The 24,621-nt window shown below is 44.8% G+C and carries 26 protein-coding genes and 1 other RNA gene; 2 read left to right on the top strand and 25 right to left on the bottom strand.

Annotated elements, in window-relative coordinates; genetic code table 11:
* Window positions 1-47: 47 nt before the first annotated feature.
* Together mtnN and ACMX2I_RS07800 are read right to left on the bottom strand one after the other, a co-directional pair.
* Entirely contained in the window at window positions 48-743 is a 696-nt protein-coding gene (gene mtnN, locus ACMX2I_RS07805) for a 5'-methylthioadenosine/S-adenosylhomocysteine nucleosidase (protein WP_414956627.1), read from the bottom strand.
* Window positions 744-763: 20 nt separating this feature from the next.
* Window positions 764-1,405, bottom strand: coding sequence for a class I SAM-dependent DNA methyltransferase (locus ACMX2I_RS07800; RefSeq protein WP_414956626.1), 642 nt, complete (start codon window positions 1,403-1,405; stop codon window positions 764-766).
* Between the two features lie 191 nt (window positions 1,406-1,596).
* Here ACMX2I_RS07800 and ACMX2I_RS07795 point away from each other — a divergent pair, with 191 nt between their 5' ends.
* Window positions 1,597-1,800 carry a YrzA family protein gene (locus ACMX2I_RS07795; protein WP_003225924.1) on the top strand — a complete coding sequence of 68 codons (204 nt, stop codon included), beginning with the start codon at window positions 1,597-1,599 and terminating at the stop codon, window positions 1,798-1,800.
* A gap of 35 nt (window positions 1,801-1,835) precedes the next feature.
* On the opposite strand, the gene ACMX2I_RS07790 is transcribed toward ACMX2I_RS07795, so the two are convergent.
* From ACMX2I_RS07790 to cymR, 21 genes are all read right to left on the bottom strand, one after another.
* A complete protein-coding gene (locus ACMX2I_RS07790; protein WP_394715862.1) occupies window positions 1,836-2,543 on the bottom strand; it encodes a YrrS family protein in 708 nt (235 codons plus the stop codon).
* A gap of 64 nt (window positions 2,544-2,607) precedes the next feature.
* On the bottom strand, window positions 2,608-4,362 hold the full coding sequence (locus ACMX2I_RS07785) for a peptidoglycan D,D-transpeptidase FtsI family protein (protein ID WP_414956625.1): 1,755 nt from the start codon (window positions 4,360-4,362) through the stop codon (window positions 2,608-2,610).
* Window positions 4,363-4,415: 53 nt separating this feature from the next.
* A complete protein-coding gene (greA, locus tag ACMX2I_RS07780; RefSeq protein ID WP_087992256.1) occupies window positions 4,416-4,889 on the bottom strand; it encodes a transcription elongation factor GreA in 474 nt (157 codons plus the stop codon).
* Between the two features lie 250 nt (window positions 4,890-5,139).
* Window positions 5,140-5,775, bottom strand: coding sequence for a uridine kinase (udk, locus tag ACMX2I_RS07775; protein WP_003225916.1), 636 nt, complete (start codon window positions 5,773-5,775; stop codon window positions 5,140-5,142).
* Between the two features lie 6 nt (window positions 5,776-5,781).
* Complete coding sequence (locus ACMX2I_RS07770) at window positions 5,782-7,050, bottom strand: peptidase U32 family protein (protein WP_087992257.1); 1,269 nt, start codon at window positions 7,048-7,050, stop codon at window positions 5,782-5,784.
* An 18-nt stretch (window positions 7,051-7,068) separates the two neighbouring features.
* Window positions 7,069-7,998 (bottom strand): peptidase U32 family protein, encoded by a 930-nt coding sequence (locus ACMX2I_RS07765; RefSeq protein ID WP_414956624.1) that lies wholly within the window; start codon window positions 7,996-7,998, stop codon window positions 7,069-7,071.
* Window positions 7,999-8,003: 5 nt separating this feature from the next.
* Window positions 8,004-8,657, bottom strand: a complete 654-nt coding sequence (locus ACMX2I_RS07760; RefSeq protein WP_087992259.1) for an O-methyltransferase — start codon at window positions 8,655-8,657, stop codon at window positions 8,004-8,006.
* 152 nt (window positions 8,658-8,809) lie between these two features.
* Window positions 8,810-9,892, bottom strand: coding sequence for an endolytic transglycosylase MltG (mltG, locus tag ACMX2I_RS07755; RefSeq protein WP_414956623.1), 1,083 nt, complete (start codon window positions 9,890-9,892; stop codon window positions 8,810-8,812).
* A 135-nt stretch (window positions 9,893-10,027) separates the two neighbouring features.
* Window positions 10,028-10,309: a DUF1292 domain-containing protein gene (locus tag ACMX2I_RS07750; protein WP_087992261.1), complete on the bottom strand. Its 282-nt coding sequence runs from the start codon at window positions 10,307-10,309 to the stop codon at window positions 10,028-10,030.
* A gap of 17 nt (window positions 10,310-10,326) precedes the next feature.
* Entirely contained in the window at window positions 10,327-10,743 is a 417-nt protein-coding gene (gene ruvX, locus ACMX2I_RS07745; RefSeq protein ID WP_087992262.1) for a Holliday junction resolvase RuvX, read from the bottom strand.
* 7 nt (window positions 10,744-10,750) lie between these two features.
* On the bottom strand, window positions 10,751-11,017 hold the full coding sequence (locus ACMX2I_RS07740; protein ID WP_003225903.1) for an IreB family regulatory phosphoprotein: 267 nt from the start codon (window positions 11,015-11,017) through the stop codon (window positions 10,751-10,753).
* A gap of 84 nt (window positions 11,018-11,101) precedes the next feature.
* Window positions 11,102-13,738, bottom strand: a complete 2,637-nt coding sequence (gene alaS / locus ACMX2I_RS07735) for an alanine--tRNA ligase (RefSeq protein WP_414956622.1) — start codon at window positions 13,736-13,738, stop codon at window positions 11,102-11,104.
* A gap of 338 nt (window positions 13,739-14,076) precedes the next feature.
* Window positions 14,077-15,138, bottom strand: a complete 1,062-nt coding sequence (locus ACMX2I_RS07730; RefSeq protein WP_087992264.1) for an AI-2E family transporter — start codon at window positions 15,136-15,138, stop codon at window positions 14,077-14,079.
* 96 nt (window positions 15,139-15,234) lie between these two features.
* A complete protein-coding gene (locus ACMX2I_RS07725; protein WP_087992265.1) occupies window positions 15,235-15,366 on the bottom strand; it encodes a YrzQ family protein in 132 nt (43 codons plus the stop codon).
* A 21-nt stretch (window positions 15,367-15,387) separates the two neighbouring features.
* The gene (locus ACMX2I_RS07720; RefSeq protein WP_087992266.1) at window positions 15,388-15,579 is read right to left on the bottom strand and encodes a hypothetical protein; all 192 of its coding nucleotides are present in this window, start codon (window positions 15,577-15,579) and stop codon (window positions 15,388-15,390) included.
* Window positions 15,580-15,590: 11 nt separating this feature from the next.
* Complete coding sequence (locus ACMX2I_RS07715; protein ID WP_087992267.1) at window positions 15,591-16,115, bottom strand: PRC-barrel domain-containing protein; 525 nt, start codon at window positions 16,113-16,115, stop codon at window positions 15,591-15,593.
* Between the two features lie 55 nt (window positions 16,116-16,170).
* A complete protein-coding gene (locus ACMX2I_RS07710) occupies window positions 16,171-18,567 on the bottom strand; it encodes an ATP-dependent RecD-like DNA helicase (protein WP_414956621.1) in 2,397 nt (798 codons plus the stop codon).
* Window positions 18,568-18,590: 23 nt separating this feature from the next.
* On the bottom strand, window positions 18,591-19,211 hold the full coding sequence (locus ACMX2I_RS07705) for a tetratricopeptide repeat protein (protein ID WP_242519862.1): 621 nt from the start codon (window positions 19,209-19,211) through the stop codon (window positions 18,591-18,593).
* Between the two features lie 85 nt (window positions 19,212-19,296).
* Complete coding sequence (gene mnmA, locus ACMX2I_RS07700; RefSeq protein WP_414956620.1) at window positions 19,297-20,412, bottom strand: tRNA 2-thiouridine(34) synthase MnmA; 1,116 nt, start codon at window positions 20,410-20,412, stop codon at window positions 19,297-19,299.
* Between the two features lie 28 nt (window positions 20,413-20,440).
* Window positions 20,441-21,583 (bottom strand): cysteine desulfurase family protein, encoded by a 1,143-nt coding sequence (locus ACMX2I_RS07695; RefSeq protein ID WP_414956619.1) that lies wholly within the window; start codon window positions 21,581-21,583, stop codon window positions 20,441-20,443.
* Between the two features lie 18 nt (window positions 21,584-21,601).
* Window positions 21,602-22,018: a cysteine metabolism transcriptional regulator CymR gene (cymR, locus tag ACMX2I_RS07690; RefSeq protein ID WP_003225879.1), complete on the bottom strand. Its 417-nt coding sequence runs from the start codon at window positions 22,016-22,018 to the stop codon at window positions 21,602-21,604.
* A gap of 200 nt (window positions 22,019-22,218) precedes the next feature.
* Here cymR and ACMX2I_RS07685 point away from each other — a divergent pair, with 200 nt between their 5' ends.
* Window positions 22,219-23,484, top strand: a complete 1,266-nt coding sequence (locus tag ACMX2I_RS07685; protein WP_414956618.1) for a replication-associated recombination protein A — start codon at window positions 22,219-22,221, stop codon at window positions 23,482-23,484.
* A 42-nt stretch (window positions 23,485-23,526) separates the two neighbouring features.
* Here ACMX2I_RS07685 and ACMX2I_RS07680 read toward each other — a convergent pair whose 3' ends face one another.
* Both ACMX2I_RS07680 and ssrS read right to left on the bottom strand, forming a co-directional pair.
* Window positions 23,527-24,291: a ThiF family adenylyltransferase gene (locus tag ACMX2I_RS07680; RefSeq protein WP_087992273.1), complete on the bottom strand. Its 765-nt coding sequence runs from the start codon at window positions 24,289-24,291 to the stop codon at window positions 23,527-23,529.
* 82 nt (window positions 24,292-24,373) lie between these two features.
* Window positions 24,374-24,566: non-coding RNA, 6S RNA (gene ssrS, locus ACMX2I_RS07675), on the bottom strand.
* Window positions 24,567-24,621 lie beyond the last annotated feature (55 nt).

The following is a 24,621-nucleotide window of genomic DNA, read 5'->3' as shown; positions in this document are numbered from 1 at the left end:
GATAGAGGTTGTTTTTAGGGAAAACGGAGGAGAACACTCCCCCGTTTTTAATGAATTCGTTTGATCACCTTTAACACAAGCTCTGTTGAATTAACAGCAGCCTGCTCTAAAAATTGGTCAAATGACACATGTGATTCTTTTCCTGCGATATCAGATAACGCTCTGATGACGACAAACGGCGTTTTAAATTGATGGCATACTTGAGCCACTGCCGCAGCCTCCATTTCAAGCGCGTACAGATCAGAAAATTTCGCACGCACCTCTTCAACCCGCTTCGGATCGTTCATGAAAGAATCGCCTGTTGCGATCGTTCCTTTTGCAACCTGAATGCCGTCGAGTTCAGAAATCGCTTCTTCTGTAATGCTGATCAGCTTTTCGTCTGACTCATAAGCAGCGGGAAGACCCGGCACCTGGCCATATTCATAGTCAAAGGCCGTTACATCTACATCATGATGGCGAACGTCAGTTGAAATGACGACATCTCCTACATTCAGTGTATGATGAAATCCGCCCGCTGAGCCTGTGTTAATGACATAATCAGGCTTGTAACGATCAAGCAAAAGCGTTGTGCTGATGGCAGCATTTACTTTTCCAATTCCTGATTTTAAAAGAATCACTTCAGTTCCTTCATATTCACCTGTTGTAAATTCACAGTGTGCGATTGTTTCTGTTTTTGCATGTTCAAGTTTGCTTCTCAGGATCGTAACTTCCTCTTCCATTGCTCCGATAACTGCTAGTTTCATTTATTCACATTCCCTTCACTTTACCGTTTGATCGCCTCCATTATCCACACAAAATCGTTTTGCTGAGTGAATCGAACTGCAAAACCTTCAGCTGTAAACATCTCTTTCAACGCATCCAAAGTGGGATAATGCTCCGTCTCTAAATCATTTGCCAGCTGATAGAAGCCTTGAGAACGGGCTTTATCAATAGCCTGTTGATACGCTTGCGCATCTTCAAAGACGGTATCGGCAAACACTATTTTATCATGCAAGTGAAGGTATTTGCCATATTGCTTTATGGCAGCCCGCTTTTCTTCGTCGGTCAAATGATGAAAAGCATATGAACTGACAATTGTGTCAGCCTGAAATGGAGGCTCGTGAAATGTCAAGAAGTCTCCGTCAACGATTTCCACCCTGCCTGAAAGCTTGTCAGAAGCCAATTTGCGCATTGCGGGAGAGGGTTCGATTCCAAATACAGATTTGCCCGCCTCCAGCAGCTTAGCTGTCAAATTTCCGGTTCCCGGGCCAAATTCTAACACATGTGTTCCAGACCTGCCGACGATGGCCTGAAGAATATCATCATAGCCTCTGAACGCTTCTTTATACTGAATATCAAAACCTTGTACTGTTTGATCATAAGTTGCCGCCCAATCTTCAAAAAGAGGGATAAATTCACGTCCCATATTTGTCACACTCCATATTTTATAATTCCTATAAGTATACTATGAATTAATGATGGAACAGTTCCTATCATACCACATCTTCTGAAAAGGAGGTACTAAAACACTTTGTGTATTTTATGCCAACGATATTGCGCGTTTACGGCAAAAAAGCTTATACTTCATATGACTTGTGAAAGTAGGAGGGCCGAGAGATGAATTTTCAATTAGATTTGATAAAAGACAAAGTGGAATTTTTCGAAGCGGCTTCATTGCAGGAGCTTGAAAAGAAAATCAATACACAAATTGAAAACAATAAAGCCATCATGCTCCGGGTGAAGTCTGTTTCACACCAGACCGCTGTGGCAGACGGTAGAATATTGTACAGCGCGGTTGTTCATTTCGCAGCTGAAGCCTAAAACAAAAGCAGCCGGTTCTAGACCGGCTGCTTTGTTTATTTTAGTTTTTCTACTTTTGTCGGCTTCCAGCCTTTGTCATCAACCCATGTAATCGTGACTTGATATTTATCTCCGGTCGTCTTGTCTAAAATCTTGCCTTTGGCATCCTGAGGGCTGCCGTTATTCCCGAGCCAGAGCACCGTCATGTTATCTTTTGAAACACCGGTTGCATATGAAATGGCTTTCAGCATCTCAGCCCAGTCTTGTGAGCTTGAGTCATAAGTGGCGGCATGTTCGCCCGTCTGCTCAGTTCCGACTGCTTTCCAATCAGAATTTTCATACGTTTTTTCCACATCGCTTGATGAGCCGCCTTCTGTTACTTTTGCGTCTTTAAGCGGGTCATCTGAATCTGAGCTTGAGTCTGAATCGGAATCAGAGTCATCACCTTTAGAAGAATCATCTTTTTTCGAATCTGAGTCTGAATCAGAAGACTTCTCAGCATCCTTTTCGCTGTCAGATGTATCTTTCTTGCTGTCTTTTATATCCTCATCCGATTTCTTTTCCGTCTTTCCTGAAGCCGGAGATTCTTGTTTTTGCGCCGTTTCAGAATCCTTGCTGACATCTTTGCTAGAAGGACTGTTAATGAAGAGATTAGCTGCTACCACGACGATTAGTATGGATACGATTGCAATTAAAATGTTAAGCACTAAATTAGTTTTCCTGCGCTTATCACGGTTTTCATAACGAGATTGATTATTGCTCAATAATTCTGCACTCCTTTATCCCTCTTGGCTCAGCATATATTTTACCATGTGCTGAGAAGTTGTTCTATTTCTGATTGATTTCAATTTCGTGTACTTTTTTAACAATATCATAAAACACGGAATTTGTCAGAGCCTTATCCCCCGGCGTATCCATGTGTAAAACGACAAGAGCGTATTTCGGCTTATCCGCCGGAAAATATCCGGCAAACCATTTTTCATAGAGTGCTTTTTGCTCTTTTGAAAGCTTGCCTGTCTGGGCTGTGCCTGACTTCCCTGCTACAGTATACGGAAGATCCTGAAACCTTCTGCCCGTTCCGGAAGGAGATTCCACCACCCGCCGCAGCATTTTTTGAAGCTGCTGTGCCGTATATTTGTCTATCGTTTCTCCGCTGAGCTTCTGATCTTTAAACTTGGCGAGTGTTGTGCCGTTTTTATATTCAATTTGTTCAGCGATTTTCACCTGCCGCTTTTCTCCGCCGCGGGCGATGGCCGCCATCATATTGGCTACCTCGAGTGGCGTTACCTTCACATTTTTCTGCCCGATCGCTGTTTGCGCAATGGCTTTTTTGACTGATTTGTCTTTTTCATCCCCCCAAACCACGCCGCTTTTTTCATTATACAACTGTCGGAAATTTGATTCGTGATACAGTTTTCCTTCCCAGCCTGCCCGATCTGTGAGAGCCAGCTTTTCTGCCATATCTTCAATAACCGAGCTGTCTTTTTTCATTAATTGTTCTGCAAGACTCGTAAATGTGTAATTGCAGCTCTGGGCAAAACTTTCATCAAAAGACAAGGTTCCTTTGTCGTCGCCCGGTTCCCCATACAGGTTTAAATTGCAATTAAAGGTTTGACTCGGCTTCACCGTATCATTTTCGATTGCAGCTGCGGCAATGACTGTTTTAAAAACAGAACCGGGATAGATTGGCGTCAGCATGTAATTTTGAAGCGTGTTTTGCCGGGACACATCCGCATTCGGTTTGCTTACAATTCCCAGAACACTGCTATTTTCGATGTCCAGCAGCACAGCTCCTCCTTTTTTCAGCCCCTGTTCATCCAATACCTCCTCCATCGCTTTTTGAATGCTTTGATCAATCGTTGTTTTGACCTGGAGCGGATAAAACGTATTGGCTTCAGCTGTATATTTGACGTCCATGCCAAACAAAGGATTTCCTCTTCCGTCCACATGATATAAAAGTTTTGTATCTTGTTCTGGAAGCAAAAACTCATCAAATGTCCGTTCTAAACCGGTTGTTCCGATTTTCGTTGTAATCGGGAGGTTCTCCTGGTCCGGATATTTCTTCCGGAGAAGCGCCGGATCTTGATTTGTGTTTCCTATCGTATGTGAAGCAAGGCTTGGCTTGTCTTCATTCTCCATATATACGCCGTAAATGCCGGGATATTTCAAAGAATTGATTTTTGTAATGGATTGTTTCGAAAGTGTTTTGATTTTCCTTTGATGCAAAATGACCGGTTTTTTCGCTTTTGTGAGTGTCTGGTGCAATTCATCTTCAGACATGCCGATGATGTCCGCAACTTTTTTGATCGGCCAATCCTGCGTCAGCAGAAAAGGGAACAAAACAACTGCAGGCTCGCTTTTGCCGGTCAGCGCCTGCCCATTTCGATCTAAAAAGGAACCTCTTCCGTCAGAAATGAGCACTTCCTCCGTCCGCTGTTTCACACTTTCCTGGATCAAATTGATTTTCTTTTTAGAAAATGATTCGGTGAAAAACAGCTGGATTTCCGCCAGCCGCAGCAACAGCAAAAAAAACACGATCAAAAAAGCGATGACTGCCAGCTTCATTCGTTTCGATATCTTCATAAAAAAACACCTCACCCACATTGTGGACGAGGTGTTTATCCGCTAAACGGATATTATGAAATTTTCACAATTTTCACGAGCATTTCTCCGCCCGGTGTTTGAACTGTGACTTCATCATCGACTTTTTTGCCCAGCAGGCTTTTTGCGATCGGTGAGTCGTTTGAGATTTTCCCTTCAAACGGATCAGCTTCAGCGCTTCCAACGATTGTATATGATTCTTCTTCACCGTCAGGCAATTCGACGAAAGTGACCGTTTTACCCAAACCGACATCGTTAGAGCCGCCGTCATCTTCAATGATTTTCGCGTTGCGGATCATATTTTCCAGAGTCGTTACACGGCCTTCTACGAATGCCTGCTCTTCTTTTGCTGAATCGTATTCAGAGTTCTCGGAAAGGTCTCCGAAACTTCTCGCAATTTTGATGCGCTCTACTACTTCTTTTCGTTTAACCGTTTTCAAATATTCCAATTCTTGTTCAAGTTTTTGTTTTCCTTCTTCAGTCATAGGAAAAACTTTCTCTTGTGCCATGTCCCTTCACTCCTTCTGGTTGTCCCTCAACATCTTCGATTATGTATGAGAGCATAAACTAAAAAATACAAGAATGAGAACACAGGGCAGTCCTCGTTCTTCTCTCCCATATAGGTACTGTTTATCTTAAACTGAATCTTGTCGTTCTGCAAATATTTCGCGTTTATAAACAGGGAAAGAAGGGAATTCGCACATCCCCTTCCTGCCTATACATAATATGGTCAGAGTTATTTATGTCTATGCTATGGTATTACAAAATCGCGTTTTGTTCAAGGATGGTCTGTATTTTCGTGACCATCAGATCAATTGCGACGTGATTCTGTCCGCCTTCCGGGATAATAATATCAGCGTATCGTTTTGTCGGTTCAACGAATTGGTTATGCATCGGGCGGACAACTGACACATATTGTTCAATGACAGAATCAATAGAGCGGCCGCGCTCATTAATATCTCTCATAATCCGTCTGATGATACGCAAGTCAGCGTCTGTATCCACGTAAAGCTTGATATCCATCAGATCACGGAGTCTTTTGTCTTCAAGAACAAGAATGCCTTCAAGGATAATAACATCCTTTGGCTCTACGTGAACCGTTTCTTCTGAACGTGTGTGAAGCTTATAGTCGTAAATCGGCTTTTCAATCGGGCGGTAATTCAATAGATCTTGAATATGCTCGATTAAATAGTCATTATCAAACGCAAGCGGATGATCATAGTTTGTGTTCAGCCTTTCTTCAAATGGAAGATGGCTTTGGTCTTTATAATAAAGGTCTTGCTGGATCATTAAAATCGAGTGCCCTTTAAATTGTTCATAAATGGACCGTGTGACACTCGTTTTTCCTGAACCGGAACCTCCTGCGATTCCAATGACTACTGGATTCTTACCCATGGGTTGTTACTTCCCCTTTCTCATCATGTTGCTCGGATAAATCTTTTTGTCTAGTTTGAATTTGACAATTTGCAGGGGATGGCGGGCAGCATCTAGCTCATTTCCGTCTTCGTCCCAAATGGCTTCAATCGTATGTGTAAAGTTTTCAATTTCCGGACCGAAAAATTCCACTTCGTCGCCTTTTTTGAAGAAATTACGCTGCTGAAGCGTGACCATTTGTGTGTCTTCGTCATAATTCAGCACCAAGCCGACAAAATCAAACGTCGTTTTTTTGGCGTGCTCGCCGAACATTTGCTCTTCATAGCCTGGCGTTCCTTCAAAGAAAGCTGTCGCAGTGTCCCGGTTGGCGCACTTATCAAGCTCTTCAAGCCATTCTTTTTGAATCACAAAGTGATCCGGATCAGCGCAATAAGCGTCAATGACTTTGCGGTATACGCTGACAACTGTCGCTACATAGTGAATTGACTTCATGCGTCCTTCGATCTTTAAGCTGTCGATGCCCATTTCGATCATTTTCGGAATGGATTCAATCAGTTTCAAATCTTTAGGGCTCATTGCAAATGGTGCATCTTCTCCACCATACAAAGCGACGGCGTTGGCACCGTCTGTTTGATACAGATCATAATCCCAACGGCATGACTGGCAGCAGCCTCCGCGGTTGGAATCCCGCGCTGTCATGTGATTGCTCAACACGCAGCGGCCGGAATATGCGATACACATCGCGCCGTGAATAAAGGATTCGATTTCGATATCTACCTTTTCTTTCATTTCTCTGATTTCGAGAGCGCTTGTTTCACGTGCAAGCACAACGCGGTCAAGGCCTTCTTCCTTCCAGAACTGGACAGCCTTCCAGTTTGAAAGAGACTGCTGCGTGCTCAAGTGAACCTCAACATTCGGCGCCACTCTGCGGCATGTTTCGATAATAAGCGGATCTGCCACAATGATGCCGGCGACGTTGGCGTCTCCAAGCGCTTTTAAATATTCTTCTAGCCCGTCCATGTTTTCATTATGGGCGAAAATATTCGTCGTCACGTAAATCTTTGCGCCATATTGTTTCGCGAATTCTACGCCTTCTGCAATTTCTTCGATCGTAAAGTTATCGGCATTCGAGCGCAGACCGTATTCCTGTCCTCCGATAAAGACCGCGTCCGCTCCGTAATGAACAGCAATTTTCAGCTTTTCAAGATTACCCGCGGGTGCGAGAAGCTCGGGCTTTTTCGTAATCACACGCTTACCATTGACAATTTTGGATATCTTATCATTTACGGCAGTCATAGCTTAACCTCCTTTTGATTAATAAACCGTTTCTTTGAAGAAGAATCCGGTATCGATTTTTCTGTTTACTGGCTGGATGCTTTCAATGCGTTCGATCCAGTCTTCTTTTTTCGCTTCATATTCGTCACGGTTTTCCGCACACAGATCAATGGCTTCTCTGTACATTTTGGTGACTTCTATTAAGTATTCAGACGTTTTCAGGACACCGTCGATTTGGAAAGAATCAATGCCGGCATCTATCAATTCTTCGAGCTCATCAATGATGCACACATCGTTCGGGCTCATGATGTGCGTGCCGTTTTCATCTTCGAAAATCGGATATTTATTGTCACGTTCTTTATCGTGCAAAAACATGCCCGATTCCTTTTTCTTTCCTTCAATGTCCATGACTTTGCCTTGGTATTCAAAATAGTTTCCAATCAAAGAACGCTTTGATTGGAACATGCACGTCATTCCATGCACCTGGATTTCAATTTCGACTTCGGCGTTTTCTTTGATCTCCACCATACTGTCCATGTTTAACTCTCTGGCAAGCACAGAACGCGCCGCGCCTTTGCGTCCCCAGTAGTTGCATGTATAGTAGTTGGTGCCTGTCGTTTCTGTGCTCCAATGAAGCTTCAGGTCAGGCGCAGATTCACGGGCAGCCATAAGCACGGCAGGATCGCCAAACACGGCTGCATCGACACCGGTTTCCGCTAAATAAGCCAGATATTCGCCAAGCTCTCCCACTTTATCGTTATGGAAAATGGCATTTACAGCAACGTATACTTTTGCCCCTTCTTTGTGAGCGATCTCTACAGCTTTTGTTACATCTTCACGAGAAAATTCCCCGGCTAATCTCAAGCCGTATCTCTGTTCCCCAATTAAAAACGCAGTTGCCCCCGCCTGTATCAGCGGCAAAATGTCCGCCGTACTCGTCGGCGTTACTAAGAGCTCTGGTTTTTTCATGACGTTCACCTCTTCTTTTTACTAATCGCAAGTCCGTCCCCGACTGGAATAATCGCAGTTTGATAATCCGGATGATTCATCAGCCAATGATTATATTCATCAATTTTTGCTATCAGCCTGCGCCTTCTTTTCGGTTCTATTTTGCTGTAATCCTCTGCCACCAGACCTTTAAACAGCACATTGTCTGTTATAATCACCCCGTCCGGCGAAAGCATCGGTTCATATAAATGAAAAAAGTTTTGATACTGACCTTTTGCAGCGTCAATAAAAATGACATCGTAAGGCGCGGTTACATGAACGGCGGCGGCTAATTCAAGCGCGTCTCCGTAAAAAACATGAATCCGGTCATCAAGCTGAAACTCCTTGATATTGTTTACCGCTTCTTCATGCCGTTTCTCATTGCGTTCAATTGTATATATTTCGGCAGACGGCAGCTCCAGCGCCATACGAATGGCGGAATAACCAATGGCCGTTCCGATTTCTAGTATTTTTTTCGGCTGTTTCACAGACAAAATTTGAAGCAGCACCGCCATGCCCGCTTTTTCCATAATTGGGACATGATGTTCATCTGCATATGCTTCAAGCTTCTTCACGTTTTCCGGCCGAGGCTTCAATAATGCTTCTATATAGTCATTTATTTGTTCATACCGGTCAGTCACTACAAACAGCCTCCCGTTCTAAAAAGGAGTGCCCCCGTCTTTTTACACAGGACACTCTCTGAATACGTCATGATACATCGGTAAACAACCCGATATATTTTATCATAAAACCTTGCGGAAAGCGAACAAAAGGAGAGCTTTTTGCTCCCCTTTTATTGCTCATTTTTTGAGAAAATGTATTTTTCTTTTGCTTTATTATGCTCTTTTAACGTTTTTGTAAATACAACCTCACCACTTGATTTAGCCAAGAAGTACAGATATTCCGTTTGATCTGGATGCAACGCCGCCTCCCATGACGACATGCCGGCGTTGGCAATCGGTCCTGGCGTCAATCCCGGGTTTTTATACGTATTGTACGGTGAATCGATTTCCAAATCCTTATAAAGAACACGATCTTTATGCCTGCCTGCCGCGTACAGCACGGTCGGATCTGTTTGGAGCGGCATGTTCTTCTTCAGGCGGTTATAAAAGACGCTCGCAATTTTATGGCGATCGACTTTTTCAGTCGCTTCTTCTTCAATCAAAGAAGCCATCGTCAGCAGCTTATGCACGGAAAGTTTATTTTTCTTCATTTCTGCTTTGTATGTTTCGACATAAGAATTTGTCTGTTTAACCATTGCCGTGATGATGTCTTCAAGTGACGTGTCTGGATCATGAAAAGGGTATGTAGCCGGGAATAGGTACCCTTCCAGCGGATGCTTAATGTTTTTATTGAAAACATCGTTTGTAATCGTGTCCGGGAATTCTTTCTTCAGCTGATTGATAAATGTTTCATCGTCCAGCTTCGCCATGACTTGTTTTTTAGAGTATTTCGTTTCATCAGCAATAGCGGCCGCGATTTGTGTCAGCTGCGCTCCCTCAGTTGCTGTAATTTGAAATGCATAGCCTGTAGCCCCGCTCGTCAGCTTATGAATAATGGCATCTACATCCATTCCTTTATTCAAATGGTAGAATCCCGCCTGAAACCCGGAAGCGCCTTTATATTTGACATAATACTGAAATGCCTTCTCGCTTTTTATGACATCGTTTTTCTTCAATATCGATGCGATGGCCGAAACAGACGAGCCGCTCGGAATGTTGATGTTAACTGTCGTTTCACTGTCTTTTTCAACAGGTTCAAGCAATGTTTTCCCATATAAAAATGCCCCGCCAATGATGAGAAGCAGCACTATAATGGAAGACAGTATGATTCTTTTTTTATTGAAGAATGATTTTTTTTGCCGATTGATATACATTAGGTCCCCTCCCATCAGCTCTTATACTACATGATTCATTGGATTTCGGCAATTTATTACAAAACAAGGGTGAAAGAGGCCTTATACAGCATAAAAAAAGCCGGAGCAGTATGGCTCCGGCTTTGGCACGGTGTTTTATTCTTCGTCTTCGTCCGCTAAGAATGTGTTAAGGGTTTCTTCAATCATATCCCATTCTTCGTCAGTTTCGATCGGATGTAGCTCACCGTTTTCACTGCCTTCGTTTGGCGTGAAGCTGGAAGCAAGAATTTCTACTTCTTCATCATCTTTTGCTTCCATTGGGTAGTACAGCACATAAGACTTCCCAAACTCTTCGTTTTCAAATGTAAACAGCACTTCACAAAGCTGTTCATTTCCTTGATCGTCAACAATTGTAATATTATTTTCGCCGTGTTCCATTTTCTTCACCCCTGGCTTTAATTTAAACTGTCAAGATATCCTTGCAAAATCATAACAGCCGCCATTTTATCAATGACTTTTTTTCGTTTTTGCCTGCTGACATCAGCGGCAATCAGCATTTTTTCAGCCGCCATTGTGGTAAGACGCTCGTCCCACAGCACAACAGGAACATTGTACGTTGTTTCAAGCATTTTCGCAAATGTTTGGCTGGCTTCGCCTCTCGGGCCGACTGTTCCGTTCATATTCTTAGGAAAGCCGAGCACGATTTTATCTATAGTATACTCCTGAATCAGATCAGATAAACGGGAAAAACCATAATCGCCTTCAGCTTCATTGATCTTTATGGTCTCAATGCCCTGAGCAGTCCAGCCCATTTCGTCGCTCAGAGCAACACCGAGTGTTTTGGTTCCTAAATCGAGTCCTAATATTCTCATACTTTTTTTACGCCTCTTTATGCTGTTCTAAATAAGACTTCACCAATTCCTCGATTAATTCGTCTCTTTCAAGTTTGCGAATTAAATTACGAGCGTCACGATGCCTAGGAATATAAGCGGGATCACCTGACAGCAAGTATCCGACAATCTGATTGATTGGATTGTAGCCCTTTTCCTGAAGCGCGTCATACACTGTAATCAGCACTTCATTTACGTTAGTCTCAGCAGAATCATCGGAGAAATTAAATTTCATCGTTTTATCAAACGAGCTCACCGTTTTGCACCTCTTTCCCAAATTCGCAGGCAAAGTTCAGCCTGGGGTCCTAATCTTACCATCATTCTACACTACATGGGCAAATTATAAAACGGATTTCACCCAATCTTCTACAGAAGTCAAAGCTTCTTCTAATTTTTCCGGCTGTTTGCCGCCTGCCTGCGCCATATCCGGACGGCCTCCGCCGCCACCGCCGCAAACTTCCGCAGCTTGTTTGACCAACTTGCCGGCATGTAGGCCTTTCTCAATGAGATCCTTTGTTACGCCGGCGGAAATATTGACTTTATCGTTTTGTACCGCACCGAGCACAATCACCGCAGATCCAATCTTCGCTTTCAGTTCATCCACCATTGTGCGGAGATGATTCATGTCTTTCGCATTTACTTTTTCCGCAAGCACACTCACACCGTCAACATCTTTCACTTTTGACAGAATCGCTCCTGCTTCCACGTTGCCTAGTTTCGCAAGAAGAGATTCATTTTCTCTTTGTGCTTCCTTCAGTTCAGCCTGCAGAGCCGCAACCCGTTTCGGCACTTCTTTGATATTTGTTTTCAGCTCGTCTGCAGCGTGCTTCAATACTGAAATTTGGCTGTTCATTTCTTCGTAAGCGCCTTGCCCCGTTACAGCTTCAATCCGTCTTGTGCCCGCGCCGATTCCAGATTCAGAAGCCACTTTAAACAAGCCGATTTCCGCTGTGTTTCTGACATGGCATCCGCCGCACAGCTCTAAACTGTAATCTCCGACTTGAACGACACGGACAATATCGCCGTATTTTTCACCGAACAGAGCCATCGCGCCCATTTCTTTTGCTTCAGCGATCGGTTTTAAATCAATGCTGACCGGGATGCTCGCCCAGATCTTTTCGTTTACGATTCTTTCAATTTGTTCAAGCTCTTCTTTTGTCACTTGACCAAAGTGCGAGAAATCAAACCGAAGGCGGTTTTCAGTCACAAGAGATCCCGCCTGATTGACATGAGTTCCAAGAACGTCTTTTAGTGCCTGATGCAATAAATGCGTTGCCGTATGGTTTTTAATGACGCCGCTTCTCATATGGTCTTCAACTTCAGCCGTTACATGCAGGTCTTTTTGAACAGTGCCGCTCTCCACAACACCTTCATGCACATGCTGGCCGTTCGGCGCTTTTTTTACATCTTTAATTCTTACCACTGCCTGTTCGCTGCGGAGATAGCCTTTATCGCCGATTTGGCCGCCGCTTTCTGCATAGAACGGTGTTTCATCAAGAATCACTTGAACGCTGTCTCCTTCATGAGCCTCTTCAATGAATTGGCCGTCTTGAAGAAGCACAATGACACTGGCATCAGCTTTTGTTTGAGAGTAGCCGACAAATGTGCTTTCATCGGTCACGTCGCGCAATGCGCCGCCCTGCACCTGCATGCTGCCGACATCTTGGCGGGCGTTTCTTGCCCGTTCACGCTGCTGATTCATTTCTTCTTCAAAGCCTTCATGGTCAACCGTCATATTCTCGTCTTCGGCGTATTCTTCCGTCAGCTCAACTGGGAATCCATACGTATCGTACAATTTAAACACATCGGCCCCTGAAATTACGCTGCTGCCCTTGCCTTTTTCTTTTTTGATCATTTCTGACAGGATCGCAAGCCCTTCGTTAAGAGTTTCGTGGAAGCGCTCTTCTTCAGTTTTGATGACTTTTGCGATAAAATCCGCTTTCTCTTTTACTTCAGGATAGAAATCAGCCATGATTTCAGCAACAACCGGCACTAAGTCGTACATAAACGGACGGTGGATGTTGATTGTTTTGGCATAACGCACTGCCCGGCGCAATAAGCGTCTTAAGACATAGCCGCGGCCTTCATTGGACGGCAGCGCCCCGTCACTGACAGCAAAGGCGACCGTTCTGATGTGGTCGGCAATCACTTTAAACGCAGTATCTTTCACATTGTCTGTGCCATATGTTTCACCAGAAATGCTTTCTGTTGCTTTGATGATCGGAACAAATAAATCGGTATCAAAGTTTGTCGGAACATTCTGGATGACAGATACCATTCTTTCAAGCCCCATGCCCGTATCAATGTTTTTCTTCGGAAGCGGCGTGTACGTGCCGTCAGGGTTATGGTTGAACTCAGAGAACACAAGATTCCATACTTCCAGGTAACGGTCGTTTTCTCCGCCTGGGTAAAGCTCCGGATCTTCCGGATCGTTTCCGTATGCTTCGCCGCGGTCGTAGAAGATCTCTGTGTTCGGTCCGCTCGGTCCTTCACCGATGTCCCAGAAGTTCCCTTCCAGACGGATAATTCTGTCCTCAGGAACACCGATTTTTTTCGCCCAGTACTCATACGCCTCTTCATCCTCAGGGTGAACCGTAACAGAGAGAAGCTCTTTGTCGAAACCGATCCACTTGTCACTGGTTAAAAACTCCCAAGCCCATGTAATGGCTTCTTCTTTGAAATAATCGCCAATGGAAAAGTTTCCGAGCATTTCAAAGAATGTGTGATGGCGCGCAGTTTTACCTACATTTTCTATATCGTTTGTTCTGATCGCTTTTTGAGCGTTTACGATTCTTGGATTTTCCGGAACGACACGGCCGTCAAAATATTTTTTCAGTGTCGCAACACCGCTGTTGATCCAAAGCAGTGAAGGATCCTCATGTGGCACTAATGATGCGCTTGGCTCTACCGCATGTCCTTTTTCTTTAAAGAAATCCAAAAACATTTGACGAACTTCAGCAGAAGTTAAGTGTTTCATTGTATTTCCTCCTCTATAAAAATCGAAATTCTCTTCAGTGACAGCAAAAAAAGCCCTCCCCCTATGCAAACCACACGTTTACACAGGGACGAGAGCTGTCTCGCGGTACCACCCTGATTACGGGCTTTATTTATCATTCGCCCGTCACCTTTTACCCTGTAACGCAGGATGTGCGGCAGTGATTAACTGCACTCAGGATTAGCTTCCTCCGATCTTCTGATAAAGCTCCTTTCAGCTTTCGGAGCTTCTCTCTTTAACAGGGCTTCGGCATACTCGGATCCGTCACTCGAGATTCGTATGTATTCTACGAGAAATTATAGACAAGCTGCACGTCAATGTCAATGCTCCGTCCTCATCCGCAAAAAATGGATCATCATCACTTTTAAAACAGCCGTCGCAGGAACAGCCAGAATCATCCCGACGATTCCCGCAAGCTCTCCTCCGGCAAGCAGCGCAAGCATGATGACGACAGGATGCATTTTAAGGCTTCTTCCGACAATGAACGGACTGAGGATATTCCCTTCCATAAACTGCAGAGTAAACACTGTAATCACCACAACAAGAATCGCATTCACTGAGATCGTCATCGCAATTAAAAGCGCAGGAACCGCTCCGATAAACGGACCAAAATAAGGTATGACATTCGTTATCCCTGAAATCAGGCCTAAGATCAACGGATAGGGAAGCCCAAATATCCAGAATGTAACACCCGCCAGCACGCCGAGAATGAAACAGACCAGAAGCTGGCCGCGGACGTAATCGCCAAGAGAGTCATCCACATCCCGCAAGAAGGCGCTGCCCCGCTTTCTCCACGATTTCGGAGTCAAGTACCATACCGTCTTTTTCATCAACTCAATATCCTTTACCATATAAAACACGAGAAAAGGGATTGTTGCCGCAATGATGAAATAATCAAGCACGTTGCGAATTCCGCTGATTGCACCCTCGATCGCTCCCGCGAAAAACGCCTCCGTCTGGCGGATCATTTTATCTATCCGATGGTGCATGCCGTCCGGCCAGTCATCAGTATGGTTATGCACATGAAGAAGGAGCCCGTTATACGTATCGGCAAACATAGGTATATTCTCAGATAAATCCGTCAGCTGCACAATTAAAACAGGCACCCCTTTATACAGCGCCCAGCCAATTCCGCCAAAAAAAAGAACATAAATCACCAAGATGCTCAAGGTCCTCGGCAATCCTTTGCCGTGCAGCCACTCCGTGACCGGGAGCAATAAATAAGAAATAAAAATGGAAATGATCAAGGGAATAAAGATTGTTTTTATGACGAGCCAAAAGGGCGACCATAACACATCAAGCATAAAAAAAACGTAGACTGTTAACAGGACCAGCAAACAAATGGCCACCCACAACAAAAGCTGCACCGGTTTTTGAAGCATCTGCTTTCACCTCTTCTATATCTTTTGAGGAACGGTACGAATTATTCTCTCTCCTTATAACAAAAAGGATACTCTTCGGAGAGTATCCTTTTTCACTTAAAACATTTTCGTTATTCTTCTTCTCATCCGCTTCATGCTTCGATTATTCAGCATGTTGGATTGAGTCGTCATTCGGTACACGAGAGCCCCGGCTCCCAATGCCAAAAGAGAAGTCATCGTCCGATTCATCCTGCGCATCTCCCTTCATCATTAAAAATTGATGCTGCGTTCATCCTCAGAAAACAAATCATCTAAGCTGCTTAACGTTCCGTCTTCTTCCACCTGATGAGTTGCAATCTTCCCTTTGGCTACTGTCAGTTCAATAAAACAGCTCCAGCAATAATATTGGTTCACGCCGATTTTCCCGATATCCTTACTTTTGCAGTTCGGGCATATAAGCATATCTCACACCTCTATCCGTTCAGAACGATCTCGTCTTTCCGCACCTCCACAAGCGAATCCGCTCTTTGGATCTGATGCTTGCTTCCCGCCAGATCAGAAAAGAAACCGTCCGAGAGTTCATATGCTACGATTATGCCCCTGTCCAAACAAAAGTATACATCTTCCAGCATCCCCAATATATCCCCCTCTTGCGATTTTACAAGCTTCATTTTCATCTGCTCGTATGTGAAGCATGATTTCGGAAGAGGCAGAAGCTGGTCTGAACTGATCGAGACCAATATGCGGTCATCAAGAATGCAAGAAATATCACACGCCCGTAATAACGCGTGATGATGATGCAAAAACCGTTTTTGTGCAACAATAAACCCGAGACAATCTCCCTTAAGAGAAAAACAAATATCGGAAATTGTCCCAAGATAACAAGAAGTTCGTTCTGAGTATACTGGGAATCCTTCTATCTCATGGCATGTTCTCAAAGTGTGATCAACCACCTTTTGTTGAACAAGCTTAGGTTTTGCTTTGCACCTTAGACTCATACGATGAAATCACTTCCACCGCAAAATAAAAAAACTCCCGCAGCGCGGGAGCCTTTTACAGCTGTCCTTCTTTCATAAAATCGAATGGTGTAATGCCTTCCATACCAATATTGGCATCGTGTACGCTGAATGGGAGCTCTTTTTGCAAAGCCTCAAGCTCAGCATCCATTTCCTCAATCTGTATTGAAAGCCTGTTTCTCAAGGCGGTCTGCCTGACCGTTGCGTCATTATTTTTCACGCCCCACTCCAGCGCCTCCTCTTCTCCGCATAAAATGAGAAACTTCTTCGCTCTTGTAATCGCGGTATAAAGAAGGTTTCTTCTGAGCATTCTATAATAGCCTTTCACAACAGGCAAAACCACAATCGGAAATTCACTTCCCTGCGATTTATGAATAGAGCAGCAATACGCGTGTGTAAACTGGTTAAAGTCTTTTTTCGTAAACGTCATTTCATTCCCGTCAAAAGAAACGACAGCCATATCTTCTTTTTCTGTATTTTCCTTCGCATAAAATATCGACGTAATTTCGCCAATATCTCCGTTGAATACATTGTTTTCCGGCTGATTGACAAGCTGCAAAATTTTATCTCCGGTTCTGTAGACAACATCTCCGAACTTCAATTCCCTCCGTTTTTCTTTAGGAGGATTTAAAATGTCCTGCAGCATTACATTTAGTTCATTGATCCCGGCTTTTCCTCTGTACATCGGAGCGAGAACCTGAATGTCCTTTGCCGTATAGCCTTTTTTCAATGCATTGGCGACGACCTTTTCAACTACCTCTTTAATTTGCGATCCTCCGCAGCGAATAAAGGAACGGTCCTTCGTCGGGGCAGTCAAATAGTTTGGCAGCAAACCATTTTTCATCTGATGGGCAAGCTCGACGATTGATGATCCTTCCGCCTGGCGGTAAATATCTGTCAGTCTCACAGTGGGTATCACCTGAGATGCCAAAAGGTCTCTCAGGACTTGGCCCGGACCGACAGAAGGCAGCTGATCTTCGTCTCCGACGATGATGATTTGAATATGATCAGGGATCGCCTTGAACATATGGTTTGCAAGCCATATATCAAGCATACTCGCTTCATCGATGATTAACAGCTTCCCTTCGATCGGCTGATCCTCTGTATGGGTAAAGCCCTCTGCGCCATTCCAGCCAAGGAGCCTGTGAATCGTGACTGCCGGAAGGCCCGTTGATTCACTCATCCGTTTCGCCGCTCTCCCTGTCGGTGCGGCCAATACAATCGGAAAGACTTCATCCTTTTTATAAGCTGACGGGTCTAGCGACACACCGTGAAGCTCTCCGTACAGTTCGACAATTCCTCTGATTACCGTCGTTTTCCCTGTTCCCGGGCCTCCCGTTAAAAGCAGCATCGGTGAGGAAAGGGCTTTTTGAATCGCTTCCTTTTGGCTGGGGGCATACTGAACGTTCATCCGTTCCTCCAGTTCTCCCAAAGCGAGCAGAAATTCTGATTCAGGAAACTGATCGTCATATTCGGTTTGGCTTGCGATATGTTTCACGCGCTTTGCAACATTTTGTTCCGCGTAAAACAGCGATGGAAAATAACAGCGGCCATCTTCTATGACAATGTCTTTATTTTCTCCAAGGGCAATAATCGCGTTAGCTGCATCCATTTCTGTGATGCGCTGCCCTTCTTTTGCTGACTGATTTAACAGTGATTGGGTATCGATAATGAGCTGTTCCGTTTCTATGTACGTATGCCCATCTGACAGACAAGTTGTTTCAAGCGTGTACAAAATGGCGGCTTTTACCCGCTCAGGATGGTTACCTGAAAGCCCCATTCTGCTGCCCAGCTCATCCGCTTTCCCAAACCCGATGCCTTCTACATCTTTGACAAGCTGATAAGGGTTTTCCTGAATCTTGTCAAGCGTCTCCGATTCATAGGCTTGATAGATTTTCATAGACAGCTGCGGGCCGAATCCAAACTGATTCAGGGAAATCATGATTTGCTCCAGTCCCTGATGCCGCTGCAGGGCGCCAGCTAACGTGTCGGCTTTCTTTTTTGACAGCCTTGGAACATCGTAAAGCACTGAAGCGTCAGCTAGTATTTTATTAATCGCGCTGTCACCCAGTTTTTTCACAATTTCTTCAGCTGTTTTTTTGCCGATTCCCTCGAATAAATCACTCGATAAATAGTGAACGATGCCTTCTTTAGTCGTCGGAATCTCCTTTTTGAAATGCTCCGCCTGAAATTGGAGCCCGAATTTTGGATGGGTTACGATCTTTCCGTAAAACGTGTAGGTCTCTTCTTCTTGAAGCGCAGGGAAGTAGCCCGTCACGGATACGGCTTTATCTTCAATGGCTTCGGAGGTCTCTCTGACTTTCACTTTCAGAACCGTATATAAATTGGTGTCATTATGATAGATGACTGTGTTGACTGTCCCTTTTAAATAGGGCTCTTCCTCCTTGTTAAGCTGATCCGGATGCTGCTGCACGAGCTGTCCCTCCTCCTGTGCTGTTATGATGGATCGATCAGTTTTTTAGCATGAAGCGCAAGCATATGATCCGGCTGGATGGCGATCGCCTTGTCCAGCATTTCCAGCGCTTTTTTTCGATTTTCTTTATATGCATAAGCGACACCGGCATTGTAAAATGCATCAGCGTGCCCCGGATTCAGCTCAGTTACAGCTGTGAACTGGCTGAGCGCTTCGTCCAGCATGCCCTCGTTCGCTAAGCACATCCCGAATTGAAAGCGCGCTTCCGCATCGTTTTCATTCAGTTCGACCGCTCTTTGTAAATATGGCAGTGCAAGTTTAGGTTGTTCGAGTTTGACAAGAACCGTTCCGAGCATGTAAAACAGGTCGCCGTTTTCCATCCCGGCACGAAGCGCTTTTTCAAACATGTCTTTCGCTTCTTTGTACATTTCTTTTACAACATAGACATTTCCTGCCCCATAATACGCAGTGGCTGCGCTATTGTCTAATTCAAGCGCTTTATCATAAAACGCAAGCGCCCGTTCCAGCTCGTTTACGGATGAAAGCAGGTTAGCAAAGTTGATATACGGAATCGCGTCTTCTTTATTTTCTTCAATCGCTTTTGTAAATGCCTCTGCCGCTTTCTCGTAATCGCCTTCCTGCATCGCCTCTATACCGAGTTGATTATAATCCACCGACCATCTTCCTTTCATTAAAAAACCCCAACTCAGTGTTGAGGTTTTTCATCTTTTATACGTACCACAATTTTGTTCCATCTTTGTACACATCATCAATTGTTCCGCCGCCAAGGCATTCTTCGCCATCATAGAAGACAACGGCTTGTCCCGGCGTAACAGCGCGGACTTGTTCATCAAAGATGACTTCCGCTTCGCCTTCACCCGTCATGCGCACCGTCACTTTATGATCTTCTTGACGGTAACGGAATTTAGCCGTGCAGGAAATCTCTTCGCCCTTCATGATGTCCGGACGAACCCAGCTAATATTCGTTGCTGTAATTTTGTCGGAATAAAGAAGCGGGTTATGGAACCCTTGATCCACGTAGAGGATGTTCTTTTCAAGATCTTTACCGACCGCAAACCACGGCTCGCCGCTTCCGCCGATGCCAAGCCCGTGACGCTGTCCGATCGTATAGTACATCAACCCGTCGTGGCGTCCTTTTACTTCGCCGTCCATCGTCATCATATCACCCGGCTGTGCAGGGAGATATTGGCTGAGAAACGTTTTGAAGTTGCGCTCGCCGATAAAACAGATGCCCGTACTGTCTTTTTTCGCCGCCGTAGCAAGATCTGCTTCTTTGGCAATTTCACGCACACGGCTTTTTTGAAGCTCGCCGATCGGGAACATGACTTTGCTTAGCGTATCTTCTGTCAGCTGATTCAAGAAGTACGTTTGATCTTTGTTTTCATCAATGCCTCGCATCATTCTGACTTTGCCGCCGCTTCTGTCAACCCTTGCATAGTGGCCAGTCGCTAGATAGTCGGCGCCAAGTGACAGGGCGTGCTCCAAAAACGCCTTGAATTTAATTTCTTTGTTGCATAGCACATCCGGGTTGGGTGTTCTGCCTGCTTTATATTCATCAAGGAAGTATTGAAATACCTTCTCATAATATTGCTTTTCAAAATTTACGGCATAGTACGGAATTCCGAGTTGGTTGCAGACGCGGATCACATCTTCATAATCCTCTGTCGCCGTGCAAAAACCGTTTTCGTCCGTATCATCCCAGTTTTTCATAAAGATTCCGATAACATCATAGCCCTGTTCTTTTAACAGAAGGGCCGCCACAGATGAGTCTACACCGCCGGACATACCGACGACGACTCTTGTATCTTCCGGCCGTTTTTCCAATTTCATTCACTCCAATAACTAAGCCGCCTTATTGTGTCAGCCGTTTGACAACGTCGGCCACATGTTTGGCAGCAGTTTTCACTTGCTCAGCGGTATTGCCGAGGCCGAAGCTGATCCGAATTGAGGACGTCAGCCGGTCACTCTCTTCTCCGAACATAGCAGTCAGAACATGTGACGGCAGGACCGAACCGGCCGTGCACGCTGATCCGCTTGAAACGGCTACTCCCGCCATATCCAGATTCACCAGCAGCGCTTCCACTGATACACCGGGGAAATAAAGGTTCAGAACATGCGGCAGGCAATGCTCTTTGTCCCCGTTGATCTCGAATGCCACACCGGCATTTTCAAGCGTGTCGGCGATGATTGTTTTAAACGATTGATACTTCTCGTTTTTTTCGTCCCGTTCTTCATTTGACAGCTTGATGGCTTCTTTCAGCCCGACAATGCCGGGAACATTTTCTGTTCCGGCACGGCGTTTTCTTTCTTGCTCTCCCCCGAATAAGAGCGGGGAAAGCTTCACATCTTTACTTGCATATAAAAAGCCTGTCCCTTTTGGCCCGTTGAGCTTGTGCCCAGAAACAGACAGAAGGTCGATATGGCTGTTGTTCACATCAATTGGCAGCAACCCGAATGCCTGAACAGCATCGGTATGAAAATAAGCCTGATGTTCCTTCAGCAGCTCACCGATTTCATCGATCGGCTGCACTGTTCCGACTTCATTGTTTCCATACATCACTGTCACAAGGATTGTATCATCACGCAGTGCTTCTTTCACCTGTTTTGCACTGACTCTACCATTTTGGCCAACGTCCAGATACGTAACTTCAAATCCGTCTTCCTCAAGTTTTTCACAAGCGTGAAGCACGGCGTGATGCTCAATTTTTGTCGTAATGATGTGTCTGCCCGAATCTTTTCTTGCAAGCGCGGTTCCCATAATGGCCAAGTTATCAGCTTCCGTCCCCCCGCTTGTAAAAATGATCTCCTGCTCCGCCGCTCCGATTTCGGCTGCAATCTGAGTTCTTGCTTCGTCCACCCATTTTCGAGATTCTCTACCAAATGAATGAATACTGGATGGATTTCCAAAATTGCCGGAGAAATGAGGGATCATTTTTTCCAGCACTCGCTCATCCATCGGAGACGTTGCGGCATGATCTAAATAAATCCGTTCCATTATATTTGCACCTCTGATCTAAATATAGAACATATAAGCTTCTTGCTCTCCGTCTGTATAGCTGGCAAGATCCTCTAATGTTGTACTGTCTAAAACCTCTTTCACAGCATCACGTATACGAATCCAGAGCTCCCGCTTGGCAGGCTCCTCGTCTTCCAGCACTTCAACAGGACTGATCGGCCCCTCGAGTACACGGATAATATCTCCCGCCGTGATCGCATCCGGCTCGCTGCCTAATACATATCCGCCGTATGCGCCTCTAATGCTTTTCACTAAGCCGGCATTTCTGAGCGGCGATACGAGCTGCTCCAAATAATGCTCGGAAAGATTATTCGTCTGTGCGATGCTTTTTAATGAAGTCGGGCCTTCACCATGCTTTTTTGCAAGCTCGATCATAATGGTGAGCCCGTATCTTCCCTTAGTTGATATTTTCAACATGAACACCTCTGTTATTTCATGATTTTCCACATTTATAATGGTAATTTCTATATGATTCGTCCGTTTATTATCTAATAGACCAACTGTTATTATAACATACCTTCAGCGATTTTTCATTGAGACGGGGGGAAACGGGCTTCCCTCTTTCCTAATGTCCGGTTTTCCGTTACCCTGTAATTATGTAAGGAGAGATGATGATGAAGCCATTGGCATATCGGATGCGTCCGACAAAAATTGAGGATATTATCGGCCAGCAGCATCTGGTGGCTGAAGATAAAATAATCGGCAGAATGGTTCAGGCAAAACATTTGTCATCCATGATTTTGTACGGGCCGCCCGGAATTGGAAAAACATCAATCGCAACAGCAATCGCCGGTTCAACAAGTATCGCTTTTCGGAAGCTGAATGCTGTCATTAACAATAAAAAAGATATGGAAATCGTAGCTCAGGAAGCTAAAATGTCAGGCCAAGTGATTTTGATTCTGGATGAAGTTCACAGGCTGGATAAAGGGAAACAAGATTTTCTTTTGCCCTATTTAGAAAACGGGATGATCATTTTGATCGGAGCAACCACGGCTAACCCGTATCATGCCATAAATCCGGCGATCAGAAGCCGGACACAGATCTTTGAGCTTGAGCCGTTAACACCGGAACTGATTAAACAGGCTCTGGAACGGGCGCTTCATGATGAGCATCGTGGCCTTGGCACCTATTCTGTATCCATTGGTGATCAGGCGATGGATCATTTTGCCCGGGGATGCGGAGGGGATGTCCGCTCCGCTTTAAATGCGCTTGAGCTGGCCGTGTTGTCAACAAAGGAGTCACCAGATGGTGTGATTCACATTACATTAGAAACCGCGGAAGAATGTTTGCAGAAAAAGAGCTTTACTCACGATAAAGATGGTGACGCGCATTATGATGTTTTATCCGCTTTTCAAAAATCGATCCGCGGCTCTGATGCCAACGCTGCTCTTCACTATTTGGCAAGATTAATTGAAGCAGGCGATCTGGAAAGCATTGCAAGAAGACTGCTTGTCATCGCCTATGAAGATATCGGCTTAGCAAGCCCCCAAGCTGGCCCAAGGGTGCTGCACGCTATTCAGACTGCTGAGCGGGTCGGATTTCCCGAAGCACGAATTCCGCTGGCCAACGCAGTCATTGAACTTTGCCTCTCGCCGAAATCAAACTCAGCCATTCTGGCAATCGATGAGGCGCTTGCAGATATCAGATCCGGAAAAATCGGGGATGTCCCTAAGCATTTAAAAGACGCGCATTATAAAGGAGCTCAGGAATTAGGAAGAGGAATCGACTATAAATACCCGCATCATTACGACAACGGATGGGTCGAACAGCAATATCTCCCTGATCCTTTAAAAAACAAGCAATATTACAAGCCTAAACAGACAGGCAAGTTCGAACTCGCATTAAAGCAGGTATACGACAAATTAATGAAAAGAAAATAAATTAAAAACAGCCTTGAGCATCATCAAGGCTGTTTCTATGCGTTATTTATCCTTCACGCGTTTGATTTCAATGTCTTTTACAAGATCCATGACAACATGCCCGCCCATAATCAAACCGGCAACTGACGGCACAAAAGCATTAGAAGATGGCGGCATTTTTGCTTTTCGGATGTTCGCTTCGTCATTTCCCACTTCTTTTCTGACATCTTCCCGAATAACAATCGGGCTTTCGTCAGAGAAAATCACTTGAACACCCTTTTTGATGCCCTCTTTCCGTAATCTCGTACGGACGACCTTCGCAATGGGATCAGTGTGCGTTTTTGAAATATCAGCGATTTGGAAGCGTGTCGGATCTGTTTTATTGGCGGCACCCATGCTGGAGATGAGCGGAATATCCCGTTTCAAACATTCTTTCATTAAATGGATTTTATAATGAATGGTGTCTGACGCATCAATGACATAGTCAAGCTTATATTCAAAAAATTGCTCATACGTTTCTTCCGTATAGAACATTTTTAACGCGATCACTTCACACTCCGGGTTAATGTCCGCGATCCGCGCTTTCATTAAATCAACTTTCGGCTGTCCGACTGTTGAAAGAAGCGCGTGAAGCTGACGGTTTACGTTTGTAATGTCCACATCATCTTTGTCGACAAGCAAAATGCGGCCGACGCCTGACCGTGCGAGAGCTTCCGCCGCGAACGATCCGACTCCGCCGACCCCAAGCACAGCAACCGTGCTGTTTTTCAGCGTTTCTAGGCCTTCTTTTCCGATAGCTAATTCATTGCGTGAAAACTGGTGTAACAAGAACCTCACTCCACATTCGTATTCTGGTTTCATCTATTAAATGGCTGAATCATGTGCAGCCGTTTTTTCTGCGCACAAAAAATAAAGTCCCAATAGTGCCGTTGCAGCTTTCCTTTGTTTTGAACCCGCTCTCAGCAGGTGGGTGCCCTCTTTCAAATCTTGTAAGTCCTCTTTACCGAATGAAAAGAGGCATGTACGCCATTTAAAAATACGGGCTCCCAAATCAAAAAAATGTTCGGTCAAAACTAGGTGTACAACTAACACATCAGGACTTTATTTAACTTGTCAAAATCATATCATAGACGATTTTGATTTTCAAGAATCGAACTG

Source organism: Bacillus sp. SW14 (assembly GCF_047608225.1).
Classification (GTDB): Bacteria; Bacillota; Bacilli; order Bacillales; family Bacillaceae; genus Bacillus; species Bacillus subtilis_G.
This window is presented reverse-complemented; position numbering and strand designations above follow the sequence as displayed.